The organism is Streptomyces rubrogriseus (assembly GCF_027947575.1).
GTDB lineage: Bacteria > Actinomycetota > Actinomycetes > Streptomycetales > Streptomycetaceae > Streptomyces > Streptomyces rubrogriseus.
In genome coordinates, this window is record NZ_CP116256.1 from 546,003 (window position 1) to 566,189 (window position 20,187).

Genomic DNA, 20,187 nt, shown 5'->3' on the forward strand with positions numbered 1-20,187 from the left:
TCAGGCGACCTCGGTCGAATCGAGCGGCTCGGGCGACGGGGCGGGCTCGGGCGAGGGGTTCATGGCGGTGACTCCTTCGGTCTCGGGGACTGCTGCGGAAGCCGCGGGACCCGTCGCCGGGTCCAGGCGGTCGGCCAGCGCGCGGCCGATGACGGCGAGGGCGGCGTCGGACTGCACGAGGCCGAGGTGGTCGGCGTCGACACCGACCCGTTCGATCCGGCCCCGCACGTGCGGGCGCCACGACTCGGCGCCGCGGCGGGCCAGCTTGTCGCCGTCCGCCCGCTCGGCCGCCAGCACCAGTACGTCGCCGTCGTAGGTGCCGGGGGTGTGGCCGCGCATCAGGGCCGCGTTGTTCATGAACACCTCCAGGACCGCGGCCAGTTCGGCCTCGTCCAGGCGGCCCATCGGGTCCCCGGTGGCGTTCAGGAACGCGCGGTAGCGGGCCGTGGGGAAGCGGCCGCCGGTGAGCTCCTCCTCGGCGAGGTCGAACCCGGCGTCGCGCAGGTTGTGCGCGAACACCTCGGCCAGCGGGGCCTCCGGGCCCGCGCCCGCCTGCCGCGGATAGGCGTCCAGGAAGGCCAGCAGCTCCACCTCCTGCCCGCGGGCGCGCAGTTCGCGGGCCATGGCGAAGGCCACGTTGCCGCCGAGCGACCAGCCCAGCAGCCGGTACGGGCCCGCGGGCTGCGTCTCCTGGACCAGGTCCGCGTACTCGGCGGCCATCTCCTGAAGCGTCGCGGGCAGCGGCCCGTCGCCGTCGAGTCCGGCGGCCTGGACGCCGTACACCGGGATGCCCGGCGGCAGGTGGCGCACCAGGCCGGAGTAGCACCAGCTCATGCCGGAACCGGGGTGGACGCAGAACACCGGCCGGGCGGCACCGGCGGCACGCAGCGGGAGCAGCCGCTCCATCGGCTCCCGGCCGCCGCGGGCCGCGAGCCGCACCGCCAGGTCGGCGACCGTGGGGGCGGCGAACAGGTCGCGCACGCCCAGCTCCTCGCCCAGCTCGGCACGGACCCGCTCCACGAGCCGGATCGCCAGCAGCGAGTGGCCGCCCAGGTCGAAGAAGCCGTCGTCGAGACCGACCAGCTCCAGACCGAGGACCTCGGCGAAGAGCCGGCACAGGGCCTCCTCGCGCGGGGTGCGCGGCGAGCGGCCCTCGACGGTGCGGTACTCCGGGGCGGGCAGCGCGCGGTGGTCCAGCTTGCCGTTGGTGGTGAGCGGCAGCGCGTCGAGGACCACGAGGGCGGCGGGCACCATGTACTCGGGCAGCGAGCCGCGCAGCGCCTGCCGCAGCGCGCCGGGGTCCACACCCGCCCCGGCGTCCGGCACCACGTAGCCGACCAGGCGGCGGTCGCCGGGCGTGTCCTCGCGGACCAGCACGGCCGCCTGCGCCACGCCGGGCAGGCCCGCCGTCACCGCCTCGATCTCGGCCGGTTCGACGCGCATGCCGCGCAGCTTGACCTGGGTGTCGGTGCGGCCCAGGTACTCCAGGTCGCCGTCCGCGCGGTGGCGGACCAGGTCGCCGGTGCGGTACATGACGCCGCCCGCGGGCCCGAACGGGCAGGCCACGAAGCGGCCCGCGGTCAGCGACGGGCGGCCCAGGTAGCCGCGGGCGAGTCCGGGCCCGCGCACGTACAGCTCGCCGGGCACCCCCGGCGGCACCGGCTGGAGCGCCTCGTCCAGGACGTACCCGGCGGTGTCGGCGATCGGCGCGCCGATCGGCGGGACGGCCGCACCCGACAGCGGGGCGCTCATGGTGGCGCAGACCGTGGTCTCCGTCGGCCCGTAGGAATTGCGCATCAGGCGTCCCGCGGACCAGCGGGCGACCAGTTCGGGCGGGCAGGTCTCGGCGGCCACGACCAGGGTCGTGGTGGCGGGCAGCGCGCCCTCGGGGATCAGCTGGAGCACCGCGGGGGTGATCGCCGCGTGGGTGACCCGGTGGCGGACCGCCAGCGCGGCCAGGGCGGGCCCCGGCACGGTGCCGGGCTCCACGACGACGAGGGTCGCACCGGTCAGCAGCCCCATCGCCAGCTCCCAGAACCCGCCGTCGAAGGCGGGGGAGAGGTGGTGCAGGACGCGGCTGCCGGGGACGACGTCCAGCTGCGAGGTGAAGATGTCCAGCAGGGCGGGCAGGCCCGAGTGCGTCACGGTGACGCCCTTGGGGCGGCCGGTGGTGCCGGAGGTGTAGATGACGTACGCGGGATGCCCCGGCAGCAGCGGCGCGAGCCGGTCGGCGTCGGTGAGGTCGGCTCCGGCGCGGGCGGTGCCGCCCGGGTCACCGGTGTCCGTGTCGTCCCCGTCCGCCTCGTCCAGCAGCAGCCTGGGCACGTCCGTGTCCGGGAGGCCGGTGGCCACCGCGGCCGTGGTCAGCAGCGCGACCGGTGCCGCGTCGTCGAGGGTGCCCGCGATCCGCTCCGCCGGGTGGGCCGGGTCCAGCGGCAGGTATGCGGCGCCCGCCTTGGCCACCGCGAGGACGGCGACGGGCAGTTCGGCCGAGCGGGGCAGCGCCAGCGCCACCAGCCGCTCGGGGCCCGCACCCCGCGCCACCAGCAGCCGGGCCAGCCGGTTGGCGCGCGCGTTCAGCTCCGCGTAGCTCAGCGACGTGTCGCCGACGACCACCGCCTCGGCGTCGGGGCGCTCCCGCACGTGCCGCTCGAACAGCTCGGGCAGGGTGGCCGGGGCGAGCCCCTTCGCCGTCGCGTTCCACTCCTCGACGACCCGGTGCCGCTCCCGCGGTCCGAGCACGTCGATGCGGCTCAGCGGCCGGTCGGGGTGGGCGGCCGCGTCGGCGAGCACCCGCACCAGCCGGTCCACCAGGCCCTGCGCGGTGCCGCGGTCGAAGAGGTCGGTGCGGAAGTCGAGGACGCCCGCCACCCCGTCGGGGGTGTGGTCGGCCGCCCGGCGCTCCGTCACCGAGAACCCGAGGTCGACCTTTGCCGCCGTCGCCGCCGCACCGCCCGTGCCGCTCACCGTCAGCCCGCCCGGCAGCGCCGCCGCGCCCTCCCCGTCCGCCCGCGGTGCGGTGCTGCGCAGCGACAGCACCACCTGGAAGAGGGGGTGGTGGGTGAGGGAGCGGGTGGGGTTGAGGGCTTCTACGAGGCGTTCGAAGGGGAGGTCCTGGTGGGTGTAGGCGGTGAGGTCGGTGTCGCGGACTCGGGTGAGGAGTTGGCGGAAGGTGGGGTTGCCGCTGGTGTCGGTGCGCAGGACGAGGGTGTTGACGAAGAAGCCGATGAGGTGGTCGGTGGCGTCGTCGGTGCGTCCGGCTATGGGGGTGCCGATCGGGATGTCCTCGCCGGCGCCGTGCCGGGTGAGCAGGGCCGCGAGGGCGGCCTGGAGCACCATGTAGAGGGTCGTGTCGGTGGCCCGGGCGAGTTCCGTCAGGCGGGTGTGCAGGTCGGCGGGGAGGGTGAACTCGACGCGGTCGCCGGTGTGGTCGGCGGTGGCGGGCCGGGGCCGGTCGGTGGGGAGGTCGAGCTGTTCGGGCAGGCCGGCGAGCTGCTCTCTCCAGTAGGCGAGCTGGCGGCCCGCGAGGCTGTCGGCGTTGGTGTCGTCGCCGAGGATCTCCTGCTGCCAGACGGCGTAGTCGGCGTACTGGACGGGGAGGGGTTGCCAGGTGGGTGTGTCGCCGGTGCAGCGGGCGGTGTAGGCGGTGGTGAGGTCCTGGGCCAGCGGGCCGCGGGACCAGGCGTCACTGGCGATGTGATGCACGAGCAGCAGCAGGACGTGCTCCCGCTCCGACAGCCGCAGCAGCCGCGCCCGGACCGGGATCTCCGCGCCCAGATCGAAGGCGTGCCGGGCCGCCCGGGCGAGGTCGGCCTCGTAGTCGGCCTCCGTGGACTCGGCCGTCTCGAAGACCGGCCGGACCCCGTCGGCGGGGTGCACCACCTGGCGGGCCCCCAGCTCGTCCTCGGTGAACGTCGTCCGCAGGCTCTCGTGCCGCCCGACCACGTCCAGCAGCGCCGCGCGCAGCGCCTCCGGGCGCAGCGGTCCGCTCAGCCGGAGCACGGTCGGGATGTTGTAGGTGGGGCTCGGCCCTTCGAGCAGGTGGAGGAACCACAGGCGCTGCTGGGCGTAGGAGAGCGGGAGGCGCTCGGGACGGGGCCGTGCGGTGAGCGCGGCCCGCGCCCGGCCCGCCCCGGCGAGCACCACGGCGAGCGCGGCCGGGGTCGGCGCCTCGAAGAACTGCCGGATGGACAGCTCGGCCCCCAGCGTGGTGCGGACCCGGCTGACGAGCCGGGTGGCGAGCAGGGAGTGACCGCCGAGGTCGAAGAAGTCGTCGTCGACGGTGACGGCCGGCAGCGACAGGACCTCCGCGTACAGGTCGCAGAGGATCTCCTCGGCGGGGGTGCGCGGCGCCCGGCCCGCGGTCCGGCCGGTGTACGTCGGGGCGGGCAGCGCCGCCCGGTCCAGCTTGCCGTTCGGGCTGAGCGGCAGGGCGTCCAGGGCGACGAAGGCCGAGGGCATCATGAAGTCCGGCAGCGACAGGGCCAGCCGGGCGCGGGCGGCGGCCTCGTCCCAGTGGCCGGGGTCCGGGACGACGTAGGCCACCAGGCGCTGGTCGCCCGGCTGGTCCTCGCGCAGGACGACCGCGGCCTGGCGCACCCCCGGCCCGCCCGCGACGGCGGCCTCGATCTCGCCCAGCTCGATGCGGTACCCGCGCAGCTTGACCTGCCGGTCCGCGCGCCCGGCGAAGACCAGCTCCCCCGCTTCGTTCCAGTGCGCGACGTCGCCCGTGCGGTACATGCGGCTGCCCGGCGCGCCGAACGGGTCGGCCGTGAACCGCTCGGCGGTCAGCCCGCCGCGGCCCAGGTAGCCGCGCGCCAGCTGCACGCCCGCCAGGTACACCTCGCCGTCCAGGCCCGGCGCGACCGGGCGCAGCGCGGAGTCGAGGACGTACACCCGCACTCCCTCGTGCGGGGTGCCGATCGGCACCGGGCCCGGCTCCACCGTGCGGTCCGGGGCGATCCAGTGCTCCAGGCAGTGCCCGGTGGCCTCGGTGGGCCCGTAGACGTTCACCACCGTCACGTCCGGCACGGTCTCGCGCCAGGGCGCCAGGATCTCCCCGCGCAGCTCCTCGCCGCCCAGGGTCAGGGTGCCCGAGGGCGCGACCTCCGGCGGCATGGTGGCCAGCAGCGCCAGGTGGGACGGGGTGCCCTTCATGAAGGTGGCGCGGTGGAAGCCGGGTTCGGACCCGGCCGTCTCGGCGAGGGCGCGCAGATCCGTCAGCCGGACGCAGCCGCCGCTGATCAGCGGGGCGTGCAGCGAGCCGACGCTCTGGTCGAAGGACGCGGACGCCTGCATCACGGACAGCCCCGAGATGTCCGGTGCCTGGGAGGACCGGCAGTGCCGCACGAACGCCGACAGGGCCCGGTGCTCGACGACGACGCCCTTGGGGCGGCCCGTCGTGCCCGAGGTGTAGATGACGTACGCCGGATGGCCCGGCAGCAGCGGCGCCGCGCGGTCGGCGTCGGTGAGGGCGCTCCCGGAGTGCCTGCCCAGCGACGTTCCGGTGCCGGGGTCGTCCATGACGAACGTCAGCGGCCCGCAGCACTCCTCGCCGATCCGGTCGTCCACGTCGGAGGTGGTGAGGACGAGCGCGGGGTCCGCGTCCTGGATCATGTGGCGGATGCGGTCCGGCGGGTACTCCGGGTCGACCGGCACATAGGCGCCGCCCGCCTTGAGCACCGCCAGCATGCCGACCACCAGTTCCGTGCGGCGTCCCACCGCGACTGCCACGTGCCGTTCCGGGCCGACGCCCAGCTCGACCAGGCGCCGGGCCAGCCGGTTGGCGGCGGCGTCGAGTTCGGCGTAGGTCAGCCGCCCGTCCGGGGCGATCAGCGCCGTCTTGCCGGGGGTGCGCGCCACCTGCTCCTCGAACAGGTCGGTGAACCGCTCGGCGGGCCGCACGTCGTCCGAGCCGCTCCACTTCTCCAGGACGGTGCCCCGCACCTCCGGGTCGAGCAGCGCGACCGCGCCGACCCGGGTGTCCGGGCCGTCCAGGACGGTGCGCAGCGCCCGGCGGAACGCGGCGACCACCGCCTCGACCCGCGCCCGGTCGAAGACCTGCGGCAGATAGCCCAGCGAGAACCGCAGGGTCTCGCGGGGCAGCGCCAGCAGCCCCAGCGGGTAGTGCATCTGGTCCTTCGAACGGACCCCGAGGACGGTCGGGAGGTCCGCGTCCGGCGCGGCCCCCGGGGGGAGGCCGCGGCTGGAGTTGAGCGGATAGTTCTCGAACACCATGGCCGTGTCGAAGAGTTCGCCGGAGCCCGCCCAGCGCTGGATCTCCGCGAGGCCCACCCACTGGTGGTCGATGAGCCGCGCCTGCTCGCCCTGCAACCGGCGCAGGAACCCGGTCAGCGTCTCGGCGGGCCGCAGCCGCACCCGCAGCGGCAGGGTGTTCATGAACAGGCCGACCATGGTGTCGACGCCGGGCAGCTCCGGCGGGCGGCCGCTGACGGTCACGCCGAACACCACGTCGTCCCGGCCCGTCAGATGGGACAGGACCAGGCCCCAGCAGCCCTGGATCACCGTGTTCACCGTCAGCCCGTTGGACCGGGCGAACCGGGTCAGCGCGGCGCTCGCCGCCTCGTCCTCGGAGAAGTCGATCCGCTCGGGCGCCGCGGTGAGCGCGCCCCGGCCGGGGGCGACGATGCTCGGGGCGTCGAGCCCGGCGAACGCCTCCGTCCAGGCCTGCCTGGCGGCGTCCCGGTCCCGGCCGCCGAGCCAGCCCAGGTAGTCGCGGTAGGGGCGCACCCGGGGCAGGGCCGTACCGTCGCCGTGGACCGTGTACAGGGTCATCAGCTCGCGCAGCAGGATCGGCATGGACCAGCCGTCCGCCAGGATGTGGTGGAGCGTCAGCAGCAGCCGGTGGCGGGCCGGGCCGAGCCGGACCAGGGTGAAGCGGATCAGCGGCGGCCGGGACAGGTCGAAGCGCGTCCAGCGGTCCCGCTCGGCGACCCGCTCCGCCGCCGCCTCCCGCTCCTCCTCGGCGACGCCCGCCAGATCCTCCTCGCCCCAGGGCAGGACGACCCGGCGGGGGATGAGCTGCACCGGGCGCTTGACCCCCTCGTGCCGGAAGGCGGCCCGCAGGTTGGCGTGCCGCTCCAGCAGCGCCTGCCCGGCCCGGCGCAGCCGCTCCGGGTCCGTGCCGCCCTCCAGGTCGATGAAGACCTGGACGTTGTAGGCGTCCAGTTCCTGGTCGTCGAAGAGGTTGTGGAACAGCATCCCCTCCTGGAGCGGGGACAGCGGCAGGATGTCTTCCAAGCCGGACTTGGCCATCAGAGGGAGCCCCATTCGCTCTCGAGTCGGGAGATGTCGTCCTCGCTGAGCGAGGTGAGGGAGACGTCCGAGGGGGTCAGACCGCTCGCCTCGGGCCGGCCGGCGTGCTCGACCAGCGCCTTCAGGGCCCGGAACCAGCCCTCGCCCAGGCGCCGCACCTCGGCCTCGGACAGCACGGCGTCCGCGTACGTCCACACGCTGTGCAGCGTGGGCCCGCGGTCGGTGTCGTGGGCGCCCGCGACCAGTTCCACCGGGTGCGCCAGCGGGGTGTCGGGGTGCTGGCCCGCCACGCCCCGCCCGAGCACGCTCCACGGCTCGGGCCCGGCGCCGCCGCCCGGTGCGCCGCCGCCCCGGCCGCCGGTGTGGCGCCCCAGGTAGTTGAAGCCGTACGCCGGTGCCGGCAGGGCGGCGAAACGGTCCCGGGTGCGCGGGTTGAGGTGACGGAGCAGGCCGTGGCCCACGCCGTCGCGCGGGACGGCGCGCAGTTGCTCCTTGACCCGCTTCAGGGCCCGCCCGGCCGCGGCCCCGCCGTCCCACACCTCGGCCCAGTCCGGGTCGTCGATCTCGGGGTGCAGCGGCACCGGGTGCATCGAGGTGAACCAGCCGGTGGTGCGGGTGAGATCGGCGCCCGGCACCAGGTGCTCGTGGCGGCCGTGGCTCTCCAGGTCCACCGTGACGGGCGCCGTGCCCCGGGCGCCCCGGTCGCGCCGCCAGTCGGCGACGGCCAGCCCGAACGCGGTGAGCAGCAGGTCGTTGATCTCGGCCCGGAACACCCCGGGCACCCAGGTGAGCAGGGCGTCGGTGGTGTCCGGGTCGAGGTCGAGGACGACCTGTCCCGAGCGGGCGTGGGTGTCGCGCGCCGGGTCCAGTACCGGGTCCGCGGGTTCGGCGGCCGGGCGGGCCGCGTCCAGCCAGTGGTCCGTCTCGGCCTCGGTGACGGGGGAGCCGGCCAGCTCCCGCAGCGCCGACGCCCACTGGCGCCAGGCGGTGCCCGCCGGGCTGAGCGGGCGGCCCTGGTAGGCGGCGGCCAGGTCCGGCACGAGCAGCCGCCAGCTGACCGCGTCCACGGCCAGGTGGTGGGCGACCAGGACCAGCAGCCCCGGCCGGTCCGGTCCCCGGTCGACGTGGCAGGCCCGCAGCATCCGCCCGTCGGCCGGGGACAGCCGGTCGCGCTCGGCGGCGCCCGCCGCGGCCACCACCGCGTGCAGCCCGGCGTCGTCGACGTCCCCGGCCGCGCGGCGCGTGAGGAGATGGGCGGCGTCCGTGCCGCCGGGCTCGGGCTCGGGCACGGACATGGACCAGTCCGCGGCGACCCGCAGCCGCAGCGAGTCGTGCCGGTCCAGGAGCGCTCCGAGGGCGGCCACCAGCCGCTCCGCGTCCAGGTCCGCGGGCACGGACACCACCACCGACTGGTTGAACGGCGCGACGGGCCCGCCCAGTGCGGCGAACCACCCCATGATCGGCGTCGCGGGCACCGGCCCGCTCGCCGCTTCCGCCTCTCCCGGCTCTCCCGGTACGGCGCCCGCCGACGCCCCCGCCGCGCCGTCGGCGGCCTGCGCCTCGGCGAGCTCGAGTGCCTCGGCGACCCGGGCGACGCTCTGGTGCTCGAAGACGTCCCGCACCGAGAGCGTGAGGCCCTTCGCACGGGCCCGGCTGACCAGCTGGATGGACAGGATGCTGTCGCCGCCCAGGTCGAAGAAGCCGTCGTCGACACCGACCGACTCCAGGCCCAGCGCCTCGGCGAACAGCGCGCACAGCAGTTCCTCGCGCGCCGTGACCGGGGCCCGGCCCGTGCCGGCGGCCGCGTAGTCGGGCGCGGGCAGCCGCCCCCGGTCCAGCTTGCCGTTGCCGGTCAGCGGCAGCTCCGCCAGGCGCACGAACGCCGACGGCACCATGTAGTCGGGCAGCGTCTCGCGCAGCCGCTCCCGCAACTCCTCGTCCGAGGGCACCGGCACCGGCCCGGCCCCGGTCACCAGGTACGCCACCAGACGCCGGTCGCCCGGCCGGTCCTCGCGCACCACGGCCACCGCCTCCGGCACCCCCGGGTGCCGCGACAGGGCCGACTCGACCTCGCCCAGCTCCACCCGGAAGCCGCGGATCTTCACCTGGTCGTCGACCCGGCTGATGAACTCCAGGTCGCCCCGCCGGTTCCAGCGCACGATGTCGCCGGTGCGGTACATCCGCTCGCCCGGCCCCTCGAAGGGGTTGGCGACGAACCGCGACGCGCTCTGCCCGGGCCGGTTCAGATAGCCGCGCGCCAGCTGCACCCCGGACACGTACAACTCGCCCGGCACCCCGGCCGGCACGGGCTGCAGATACGGGTCGAGGACCAGCATGCGCGTGTTGGGGAACGGGCGGCCGATGGTCAGCACACCGTCCGCGAGGTCGTCCGGCGACTCGACCCGCCAGGTCGTGCAGCCCACGATCGTCTCGGTCGGACCGTACTCGTTGAGGACCCGCGCCCCCGGATGCGCCGCCAGCAGCGTCCGCACCGCGCGGCCGGTCAGCGACTCGCCGCCCAGGACCAGCTCCCCGTCCGGCACGCACACCCCGGGCAGCCCGGTGATCAGCGGCAGATGGCTCGGCGTCGCCTTCAGGAACGTCGTCTGCGGCAGGTCGGGCACCTCGCCGTCCAGCGCCCGCTCGTGCAGCTCCTCCAGGTCCGCGAGGTGCACGCAGCCGCCGTTCAGCAGCGGCGCGAACAGGCCCGTCACCGTCAGGTCGAAGGAGAGCGGCGAGTGCAGCAGCGCGTTGCCCGCCACGCCCGGGTACAGCTCCGCCGACACCGCCAGGTAGTTCAGCACCGGCTGGTGCTCGACGAGCACCCCCTTGGGACGGCCCGTGGAGCCCGACGTGTAGATGATGTACGCCGCGTTCCACGGCGACAGCGGCTGCGTGCGGTCCTCGTCCGTCAGGTCGTGCGCGGGTTGCGCGGCCAGCCGGGCGGTGACGTCCGGGTCGTCGAGCAGCAGCCGGGGCAGCTCCGCCGGGAACACCCCGGCCGGGACCGCCGACGTCGTCAGCGCGCACACCGGCGCCGCGTCCTCGGCCATGGTGGCGATCCGCTCGCGCGGAGCGCCCGGATCGACCGGCAGGTACGCGGCCCCCGTCTTCAGCACCGCGAGCACCGCCACGCCCATCTCCACCGACGGCGGCAACGAGATCGCCACCACCTGCTCCGGACCCGCCCCGGACTCCGCGAGGAGATGGGCCAGCCGGTTGGCGCGGGAGTTCAGCTCGGCGTACGTCAGCGTCGTCCCGCCGGCCGAGAACGCCGGGCGGCGCGGAGTCCTGGCGACCTGCTCCTCGAACAGCTGGGGCAGGGTCCCCTCGCGCTGCGGGCGCGCGGTGTCGTTCCACTCCCGCAGCACCTGCCGCCGCTCGGCCGGGTCCAGCAGGCCGATCCCGCCGATCGGCCGGTCCGGGTCGGCGGTGACCGAGCCCAGCACCCCGAGCAGCCGCGAGATCACCGACTCCGCGGTCTCCGGGTCGAACAGCTCCGTGCGGTACTCCAGCGAACCGCGCATGCCCGCGGGACCGCCCGCCGGGTCGTGCCGCTCCCCGAAGGTCAGCGCCAGGTCGAACTTGGCCACCCCGGTACCGGCCGTCATCCGGGTCGCGTTCAGGAGCGCGCCCGCCTCCCCGGACGCCGCCGGGGCGTCCGGAGCGGTGCGGGCGCCCGCGTCGGCCGTGTTGTTGAAGGTGATCATCACCTGGTACAGCGGGTGGTGGGCCAGACTGCGCGCCGGGTTCAGCGCCTCCACCAGCCGCTCGAACGGCACGTCCTGGTGCGCGTACGCGGCCAGGTCCCGCTCGCGCACCCGGCCCAGCAGCTCGCGGAAGGTCGGGTTGCCGCCGGTGTCGGTGCGCAGCACCAGCGTGTTCACGAAGAACCCGACGAGATCCTCGGTGGCGGCGTCGTTGCGCCCCGCGACCGCCGTGCCGACGGGAATGTCCTCGCCCGCCCCCAGCCGCGTCAGCAGCGTCGCGAACGCTGCCTGGACCACCATGAACAGGCTGGAGTGCGTGGACCGCGCCAGCTCCGTCAGCCGCGCGTGCAGCGCCGCCGGCACCGTGAACGCGATGCGGTCGCCGGTGTAACCCGCGGTCGCCGGGCGGGGCCGGTCGGTGGGCAGCTCCAACTGCTCGGGCAGCCCCGCCAGGGCCTCCTTCCAGTAGGCCAGCTGCCGCGCCGCCACGCTGTCGGGGTCGGACTCGTCGCCGAGGACCTCCCGCTGCCACAGCGCGTAGTCGGCGTACTGCACCGGCAGCGGCTCCCAGTCCGGTGCCGCGCCCGCGCAGCGCGCCGCGTACGCGGCCGTGAGGTCACGGGCCAGCGGGGCCATCGACCAGCCGTCGCCCGCGATGTGGTGGATGAGCAGCAGCAGGACGTGCTCGGTGTCCGAGACGCGGAACAGCCGGGCCAGGAACGGGATGTCGGCCGTCAGGTCGAAGGCGTGCCGGGCCGCCTCGCCGACCCGCTCCGCCACCTCCCCGGCGGTCACGTCGACCACGTCCAGGCGGCCGGCGGCCCGGTCGGCGGGCAGCACGACCTGCCACGAACCCCCGTCGTCCGCCGCGAACACGGTCCGCAGGCTCTCGTGCCGGACCAGCACGTCACCGATCGCCCGCTCCAGCGCCGCCCGGTCCACCGGACCGGACAGCCGGAGCGCCGTCGGCATGTTGTACGTCGCCGACGGCCCCTCGAACTGGTGCAGGAACCACAGCCGCTGCTGCGCCGGCGACAACGGGACCCGCTCCGGCCGCGGCCGGGCCGCCAGCGGCGCCCGCGCGCCCGCCGCCCGGTCCAGGGCGCCGGAGAGCCCGGCGATCGTCGGCGTCTCGAAGAACCGGCGCACGGACAGCTCGACACCCAGCGCCGTCCTGATGCGGCTGACCAGCCGGGTCGCGAGCAGCGAGTGCCCGCCCAGGTCGAAGAAGCCGTCGTCGATGCCGACCCGGGCGACGCCCAGCACCTCGGCGAACAGCGCGCACAGGATCTCCTCGCGCGGATCCCGCGGCCCCCGGCCCACCGGCTCGCCGTCGTACTCCGGAGCGGGCAGCGCCTTGCGGTCCAGCTTCCGGTTCGGCGTCAGCGGCAGCGCGTCGAGCACCACGAACGCCGTCGGCACCATGAACTCCGGCAGCCGCCCGCGCAGCCGCTCGCGCAGCTCCCGCGCGCTCGGCACCGGCCCCTTCGGTACGACGTACCCGACCAGTCGCCGGTCGCCCGGCCGGTCCTCGCGCACCGTCACCGCGGACTCGGCGACCGCCGGATGCCGGGACAGCTCCGCCTCGATCTCCCCGAGTTCGATGCGGAAGCCCCGCAGCTTGACCTGCTGGTCCACCCGGCTCAGATAGCGCAGCGCACCGTCCCGGCGCCGGCACACCAGGTCGCCCGTGCGGTACATCCGGGTACCGGCCGGGCCGTACGGGTCGGCGGTGAACCGCTCCGACGTCAGCGAGGGACGCAGGTGGTAACCCTGCGCGAGCTGCTCCCCGGCCAGGTACAACTCGCCCGGCACGCCGACCGGGACCGGCCGCAGCGCCGAGTCCAGCACGTAGGCCGAGGTGTTGGCGAGCGGCCGGCCGATGACCGGCCCGGACTCGGCGACATCGGCCGCCGTCGCCCAGATCGTCGCCTCCGTCGGCCCGTACAGGTTCGTCACCCCGCGGGCACGGTCCGTCAGCGCCCGCGCCAGCTCGGAAGGCAACGCCTCCCCGCCCACCAGCACCCGCACCCCGGCCAGCTCGTCCCCGGCCACGGCCACGACCCCCTGCCACAGGCTCGGCGTCGCCTGGACCATGGTGATCCCCGACGCCGACACCCGGTGCAGCAGCGCGTGCGGGTCGCGCGCGGTCTCCTCGTCGGCGAGCACCAGCACCGCGCCGTGCAGCAGCGGGAGGAAGATCTCCAGGCCCGCGATGTCGAAGCCCACCGTGGTCACGGCGAGCAGCCGGTCACCGGCCCCCGGCGTGAACCGCCGGCCCATGTCGGCCAGGAAGTTGTCCAGCGCCCCGCGCGGCACCACCACGCCCTTGGGCCGCCCCGTGGAACCCGAGGTGTAGATCGTGTACGCCGGATGCGCCCCGTGGACCGGGCCCCGCAGCTCGTCCACCCCGAGGTCCGCGTCCCCGTACCCCGACAGCGCGGCCTCCGCCACCGGTTCGGCCACCGTCAGCGCGGGCCCCGCGTCGGCCAGCATGTACTCCACCCGCTCGGCCGGGTAGTGCGGGTCGATCGGCAGGTACGCGGCCCCGGACTTGAGGACCGCCAGCAGCGTCACGACCAGCTCCGCCGAGCGGGGCAGCGCCACGGCCACGAACCGGCCCGGCGCCGCGCCCCGCGCGACGAGGTGCCGGGCCAGCCGGTTGGCGCGCGCGTTCAGCTCCGCGTAGGACAGCCGCACCTCGCCGAACTCCACGGCCGTCGCCTCCGGCGACCGCCGCGCCTGCCGCTCGAAGAGCCCGGTCACCGACGCGGCGGGCGGCTCGGCCGCGGTGTCGTTCCACTCCTGGAGCACCAGCCGCCGTTCGGCCGCGTCCATGATCTCCAACTGCCCCACGGGCCGCCCCGGATGCGCCACCGCCGCCGCGAGCAGCCGCACCAGCCGGTCGGCGAGGTCCCGCACCGTGGCACGGTCGAAGAGCGCCGTGCTGTACGTGACGCCGCCGCTCATGCCCTCGCAGGAATGGTCGGCGCCGAAGTGCTCGGCCAGCGCGAACGACAGGTCGAAGCGCGCCGAGACCGACTCCGACGCCACCACCTCGGCCGCCAGCCCGGCGAACCGGTCCGTCTTCGTGCCCTGCGTGTTGTGCAGGGTGAGCATCGTCTGGAAGAGGGGGTGGTGGGTGAGGGAGCGGGTGGGGTTGAGGGCTTCTACGAGGCGTTCGAAGGGGAGGTCCTGGTGGGTGTAGGCGGTGAGGTCGGTGTCGCGGACTCGGGTGAGGAGTTGGCGGAAGGTGGGGTTGCCGCTGGTGTCGGTGCGCAGGACGAGGGTGTTGACGAAGAAGCCGATGAGGTGGTCGGTGGCGTCGTCGGTGCGTCCGGCTATGGGGGTGCCGATCGGGATGTCCTCGCCGGCGCCGTGCCGGGTGAGCAGGGCCGCGAGGGCGGCCTGGAGCACCATGTAGAGGGTCGTGTCGGTGGCCCGGGCGAGTTCGGTCAGGCGGGTGTGCAGGTCGGCGGGGACGGTGAACTCGACGCGGTCGCCGGTGTGGTCGGCGGTGGCGGGCCGGGGCCGGTCGGTGGGGAGGTCGAGCTGTTCGGGCAGGCCGGCGAGCTGCTCTCTCCAGTAGGCGAGCTGGCGGCCCGCGAGGCTGTCGGCGTTGGTGTCGTCGCCGAGGATCTCCTGCTGCCAGACGGCGTAGTCGGCGTACTGGACGGGGAGGGGTTGCCAGGTGGGTGCGTCGCCGGTGCAGCGGGCGGTGTAGGCGGTGGTGAGGTCCTGGGCCAGCGGGCCGCGGGACCAGGCGTCACTGGCGATGTGGTGCACGAGCAGCAGCAGGACGTGCTCCCGCTCCGAGACCCGGAACAGCCGCGCCCGGACCGGGATCTCCGCGCCCAGATCGAAGGCGTGCCGGGCCGCCTCGGCCACCCGTTCCGCCACGTCCTCCGCGGCCACGTCGACGACGGCGAACGGCGTCGCGACGGCCTCCACGGGCAACACGACCTGCTGGGCGCCCTGGTCGTCCTCGGCGTAGATGGTGCGCAGGCTTTCGTGGCGGGCGAGGAGATCGCTGAACGCGGCGTGCAGGGCGTCGGTGTCGAGGGCGCCGGTGAGGCGAAGAGTGGTGGGGATGTTGTAGGTGGCGGTGGGTCCTTCGAGCTGGTGGAGGAACCAGAGGCGTTGCTGGGCGTAGGAGAGCGGGATGCGCTCGGGGCGCGGCCTCGCCGCGAGCGCGGTGCGCAGCGTGCCGGACGTGTCCAGGGCACGGGAGAGGCCCGCGACGGTCGGCGTCTCGAAGAGCTGCCGGATCGGCAGCTCCCGCCCGAGAGTGGTGCGGATGCGGCTGACCAGGCGGGTGGCGAGGAGGGAGTGCCCGCCGAGGTCGAAGAAGCTGTCGTCGATGCCCACGGTGTTCACCGAGAGGATCTCCGAGTACAGGGTGCAGAGGATTTCTTCGCGGGGTGTGCGGGGGGTGCGTCCGGTGGTGGATGCCGTGTATGCGGGGGCGGGGAGGGCGGTGCGGTCGAGTTTGCCGTTGGGGGTGAGGGGGAGGGCGTCGAGGGTGATAAGTGTGCTGGGGACCATGTAGTCGGGCAGTGCGCTGGCCAGTGCGTTGCGCACGGTGTTCTCGTCGTATCCAGTGGATGTGACGAGGTAGGCGACGAGGCGTTGGTCGCCGGGGGTGTCTTCGCGGAGTTGGACGGTGGCTTGGGTGATGCCGGGTTGTGCGGTGAGGGTGGCTTCGATCTCGCCCGGTTCGATGCGGTGGCCACGCAGCTTGACCTGGTGGTCGGCGCGTCCGTCGTAGGTGAGGTGGCCGTGGTGGTTCCAGTGGGCGAGGTCGCCGGTGCGGTACATGCGGGTGCCGGGGGTGCTGCTGTGGGGGTTGGCGGTGAAGCGTTCGGCGGTGAGGGCGGGGCGGCCGAGGTAGCCGCGGGCCAGTTGCTCGCCTGCGAGGTACAGCTCGCCGGTGACGCCGGGGGCGACGGGTCGCAGGGCTGAATCCAGTACGTACACCTGGGTGTTGGCGAAGGGCCGTCCGATGGGGACGGAGCCTTCTTCCGACCCGTCGAGGTGGTGGTCGGTGATGTTGACGGTGGATTCGGTGGGGCCGTAGGCGTTGATGATCTGGACGTCGGGGTGTTGGGTGCGCCAGTCGGTCAGCTGGTCGGTGTGGAGGGCTTCGCCGCCGAGGATGAGGGTGTGGGACGGGGATGCCGTCTCGGGGAGTGTGGTGAGCAGGGGGAGGTGGCTGGGGGTGGCCTTGATCAGGCTCGGTTGCGTGTCCGACTCTTCGAGGCTGGTGAGGTGGACCGTGCCGCCGCTTGTCAAAGGCGTCCACAGGGCGGTGATGGTGAGGTCGAAGGCCAGCGGGGAGTGGAGGACGGTCACGCCGGTCATGGCGGAGTAGGTGTTGCGGGCGCGGTGGAGGTAGGTGGCCAGGGCGTGGTGTTCGATGACGACGCCCTTGGGGCGGCCGGTGGAGCCCGAGGTGTAGATCATGTAGGCGGCGTGTCGGGCCGACCACGGGCTACGGCGTTCCGCGTCCGAGAGCGGACCGTCGGGACGACTCGCATACGCAGCGGGGTCCACCGGCTCGGCGAGGATCAGGGCGGGGCGGGCGTCGTCGAGCATGTAGGTGATGCGCTCGGCGGGGTAGTCCGGGTCGATCGGAAGGTAGGCCGCGCCGGTCTTGAGTACGGCCAGCATGCTGACTACCGCGTCCAGTGACTTGGCCAGCGCGATCGCCACGAACTGCTCCGCACCGAGCCCCTCTCCCAGTAGATGCCGGGCGAGTTGGTTGGCGCGCCCGTCCAGCTCGGCGTAGGTCAGGGAGGTGCCGTCGCACACCACCGCCACGGCGTCCGGCGTCTGCCGGGTCTGGCTGCTGATCAGTTCGTGCAGCGGTGTCCCGGGAAGCTGGGTCGGGGTCCCGTTCCACTCCACCAGGACCCGCTCCCGCACGGTCGGGTCGAGGGTGTCCAGGTGGGCGACGGTACGGTCCGAGTCGGTGACCAGTGCTTCCAGGACCCGCAGCATCCGTCGGCCGAAGTCGCGGGCGTACGCCTCGTCGTAGAGGTCGGGGCGGTAGTCGACGCGGAAGGACAGTTCGGCGCCGCGCATCGTCGCGACGACGTTGACGGCGAAGTGCGTACCGCCCTTGATGTCGGCCGAGGCGACCTGGAGCCGGTCCGGGTCGGCGGGGGCGGTGAGGTCGCCCTCCTCGACCGGGTAGTTCTGGAAGACCATGGCGGTGTCGAAGAGTTCGCCGTGTCCGGCCCAGTGCTGGATGTCGGCGAGGCCGGGCCACTGGTGGTCCAGGAGGCGGGCCTGTTCACTCTGGAGGCGGCGGAAGAGGTCGCCGAGGGGTTCGGCCTGGTCGATGCGGGCGCGGACGGGCAGGGTGTTGATGAACAGACCGATCATGGACTCGACGCCGGGCAGCTCGGGCGGGCGGCCGGAGACGGTGGCGCCGAAGACGACGTCGTCGCGTCCGGTGGCCTGGGCCAGCGCGAGGGCCCAGGCGCCCTGGACCACCGTGTTCATGGTGACCCCCTGACCCCGCGCCCACGCGGACAGGGCGCCGCTGACCTCGGAGTCCACGGTGAAGGACACCTGCGAGGGAGCGGTCGACGCCGGGCCGGCGTCCGGGGCGAGGAGGGTGGCCTCGTCGAGCCCGGACAGGGACCGTCGCCAGGCGTCGCGGGCGGCGTCCCGGTCGCGGGCGTCGAGCCAGGCCAGGTAGTCGCGGTAGGGACGGACCCGGGGGAGCGCGGACGCGTCACCCTCGGCGGCGTAGAGCGCCATGAGTTCGCGCAGCAGGACCGGCATGGACCAGCCGTCCAGCACGATGTGGTGGTTGGTCATCACCAGCCGGACGCGGTCGGCGGACAGCCGGATCGCGGTGAAGCGCAGCAGCGGGGGCCGGCCCAGGTCGAAACGGCGGGCACGGTCGGCGGCCGCGAGCCGGTCGGCCTCCGCCCGGCGCTCCTCCTCGGGCAGCGTGCTCAGGTCGGCGTCCTGCCACGGCAGGTCGACCTCGTGCAGGACCAGTTGGGCCCAGGACCCGTTCTTGCGCTGGCGGAAACCGGCGCGCAGGTTGGCGTGGCGGCGCAGCAGGGCCCCGGCCGCCGCGCGCATCCGGGCGCCGTCGAAGGGGCCCTCCAGGTCGAAGGCCACCTGGCCGATGTAGAGGTCGGGCCCCTCGGTGTGCAGCAGCCCGAGGAACACGAAGCCCTCTTGCAGCGGGGAGAGCGGAAGGATGTCCTCGATCTTGCCGCGCGCACGGGTCGGTTGCTGGCTCACTGCTCAATCTCCCACTCGGACTCAAGGTCGGACTCAAATTCCTCGATCTCGGACTGGCTGAGCGAGCCGAGGGTCACGTCGGACGGGGTCAGACCGCCGGTGCCGGCCCGGCCGGCCTGCTCCACCAGGGCTTCCAGCGCCCGGAACCATTCCTCAGCCAGGCGGCGGGCGTCGTGATCGGGGACCAGACGGCGTGCGTAGGTCCACTCCGCGCGCAGTCGGGGGCCGTCCGCCCCCTCGTGGACGACGGCGCTCAGCTCCACCGCGTGTGCCATCGGCGCCGCGGGCCGCGAGGCGGCAAGGCCGCCGCCCGTCACGGTCCACGGCTCCGGGGTGCCGGTGGCCGGGGTGACCCGGCGGCCCAGGTAGTTGAAGCCGAAGTCGGGCTCGGGAAGGCGTGCGAGGCGGGGCCCCGCGGTGGGGTTGAGGTGGCGCAGCAGGCCGTGGCCGAGGCCGTCGCCCGGTACGGCCCGCAGCTGTTCCTTCACCTGCTTGAGGCCGTCCCGGAGCGCGTCGCCGTCCTGGTGCAGCCGCGCCCAGTCGGTGACGTCCGGCGCCAGCCGCACCGGGTGGAGGGCCGTGAACCAGCCCGCCGTGCGACTGAGTTCGGCGCCCGGCACCGCTTCCTCGTGCCGACCGTGGCTCTCCAGGTCGAGCACGACGGGCGCGTCCGGGTCCTCGCCGCGCCCGCGCCGCCACCCGGCGACGGCGAACGCGAAGGCGGTCAGCAGCACGTCGTGCACACTCGCGTTGACGCCCCCCGGCACACGCGTGAGCAGGGCCTCGGTCGTGTCCGGGGCCAGGTCGAGGCCGATGCGTCCGGCGTCGCCCTGGAGATCGCGGCCGCGGTCCAGGCGCAGCGTGCCCGCCTCGGCGAGCGTGTGCTCCCAGTGGGAGGTCTCCGCCTCGACGCGCGGGTCGGTGGCCAGCCGTGCCAGGGAGGTGGCCCACTGCCGCCAGGAGGTGCCCACCGGGGCGGGCTCCTCGCCCCGGTAGGCCGCGGCGAGGTCCGGTACGACGATGCTCCACGTCACCGAGTCGACCACCAGGTGGTGGGCGACCAGGATCAGTACGCCGTCCGCGCCGGATGTGCCGCCGGTACTGCTCGTACCGTCCGTGTCGCCCGTACCGTCCGCGCCGTCGACCAGGACCGCCTGGAGCATGCGGCCCTCGGCCGGTGCGAGCCGGTCCCGTGCGGCGCACGCCGCCTCCGCGAGCAGGGCGTCGCGCGCCTCGCCGGTGGCGCCGGGGGCCCGCGTGACGACGCGCAGGACGTCCGCGGCCGGCACACTGCCCGGGGCGCGTACCTCCGTGCTCCCGTCGGGCAGGATGCGCAGGCGCAGCGCGTCATGGTGGTCGAGCACACGTTGCAGGGCCGGGACGAGCCGGTCCCGGTCCACCGCGGGCGGCAGGGACACCACGACCGACTGGTTGAAGTCGTCGCCGCCCAGACCCAGTTCGGCGACACGGGCCATCACGGGGGTCAGCGGGGTGGGACCGTACGGCGGCACCGCCTCGGCCTCCGGCACGGAGGCCGCGTCGTCCCGGTCCGTCAGCGCGGCGGCCAGCCGGGCCGTCGACTGGTGCTCGAAGACGTCGCGGACGGCGAGCGGGAGTCCGGCGGCGCGGGCCCGGCTGACGAGCTGGATGGACAGGATGCTGTCGCCGCCCAGATCGAAGAACCCGTCGTCGACGCCCACCGCGGACAGGCCGAGCACCTCGGCGAAGAGCGTGCACAGCAGCTCCTCGGCAGGGGTGCGGGCGGCCCGCCCGGTGGACGCCGCCCCGTAGTCGGGCGCGGGCAGCGCCTTGCGGTCCAGTTTGCCGTTGGCGGTCAGCGGCAGGGTGCCGAGGACGACGAACGCCGACGGCACCATGTAGTCCGGCAGCGCCTGGCGGGAGAAGGCGCGCAGCGCGTCCGGGTCCACCTCGCCGT

Annotated in this window: 3 protein-coding genes (1 of these 3 cut by a window edge); all 3 read right to left on the reverse strand. The window is 74.6% G+C overall.

Translation table 11 applies throughout. The features are described from left to right. Tightly spaced (each overlapping or abutting the next), the 3 genes in view from Sru02f_RS02545 to Sru02f_RS02555 form a layout consistent with a single transcriptional unit that may run on beyond the window. Entirely contained in the window at nucleotides 1-7,275 is a 7,275-nt protein-coding gene (locus tag Sru02f_RS02545) for an amino acid adenylation domain-containing protein (protein WP_159107567.1), read from the reverse strand. Then, nucleotides 7,275-18,251 (reverse strand): non-ribosomal peptide synthetase, encoded by a 10,977-nt coding sequence (locus Sru02f_RS02550; protein WP_109034863.1) that lies wholly within the window; start codon nucleotides 18,249-18,251, stop codon nucleotides 7,275-7,277. Before Sru02f_RS02550 ends, Sru02f_RS02545 begins: the two co-directional genes overlap by 1 nt. Then, on the reverse strand, nucleotides 18,248-20,187 hold the final stretch of the coding sequence (locus Sru02f_RS02555) for a non-ribosomal peptide synthetase (protein WP_109034861.1). 20,248 nt of this gene lie beyond the right edge of the window; the window shows 1,940 of its 22,188 coding nt (coding positions 20,249-22,188); its start codon lies off the right edge, out of view; it ends in the stop codon at nucleotides 18,248-18,250. Before Sru02f_RS02555 ends, Sru02f_RS02550 begins: the two co-directional genes overlap by 4 nt.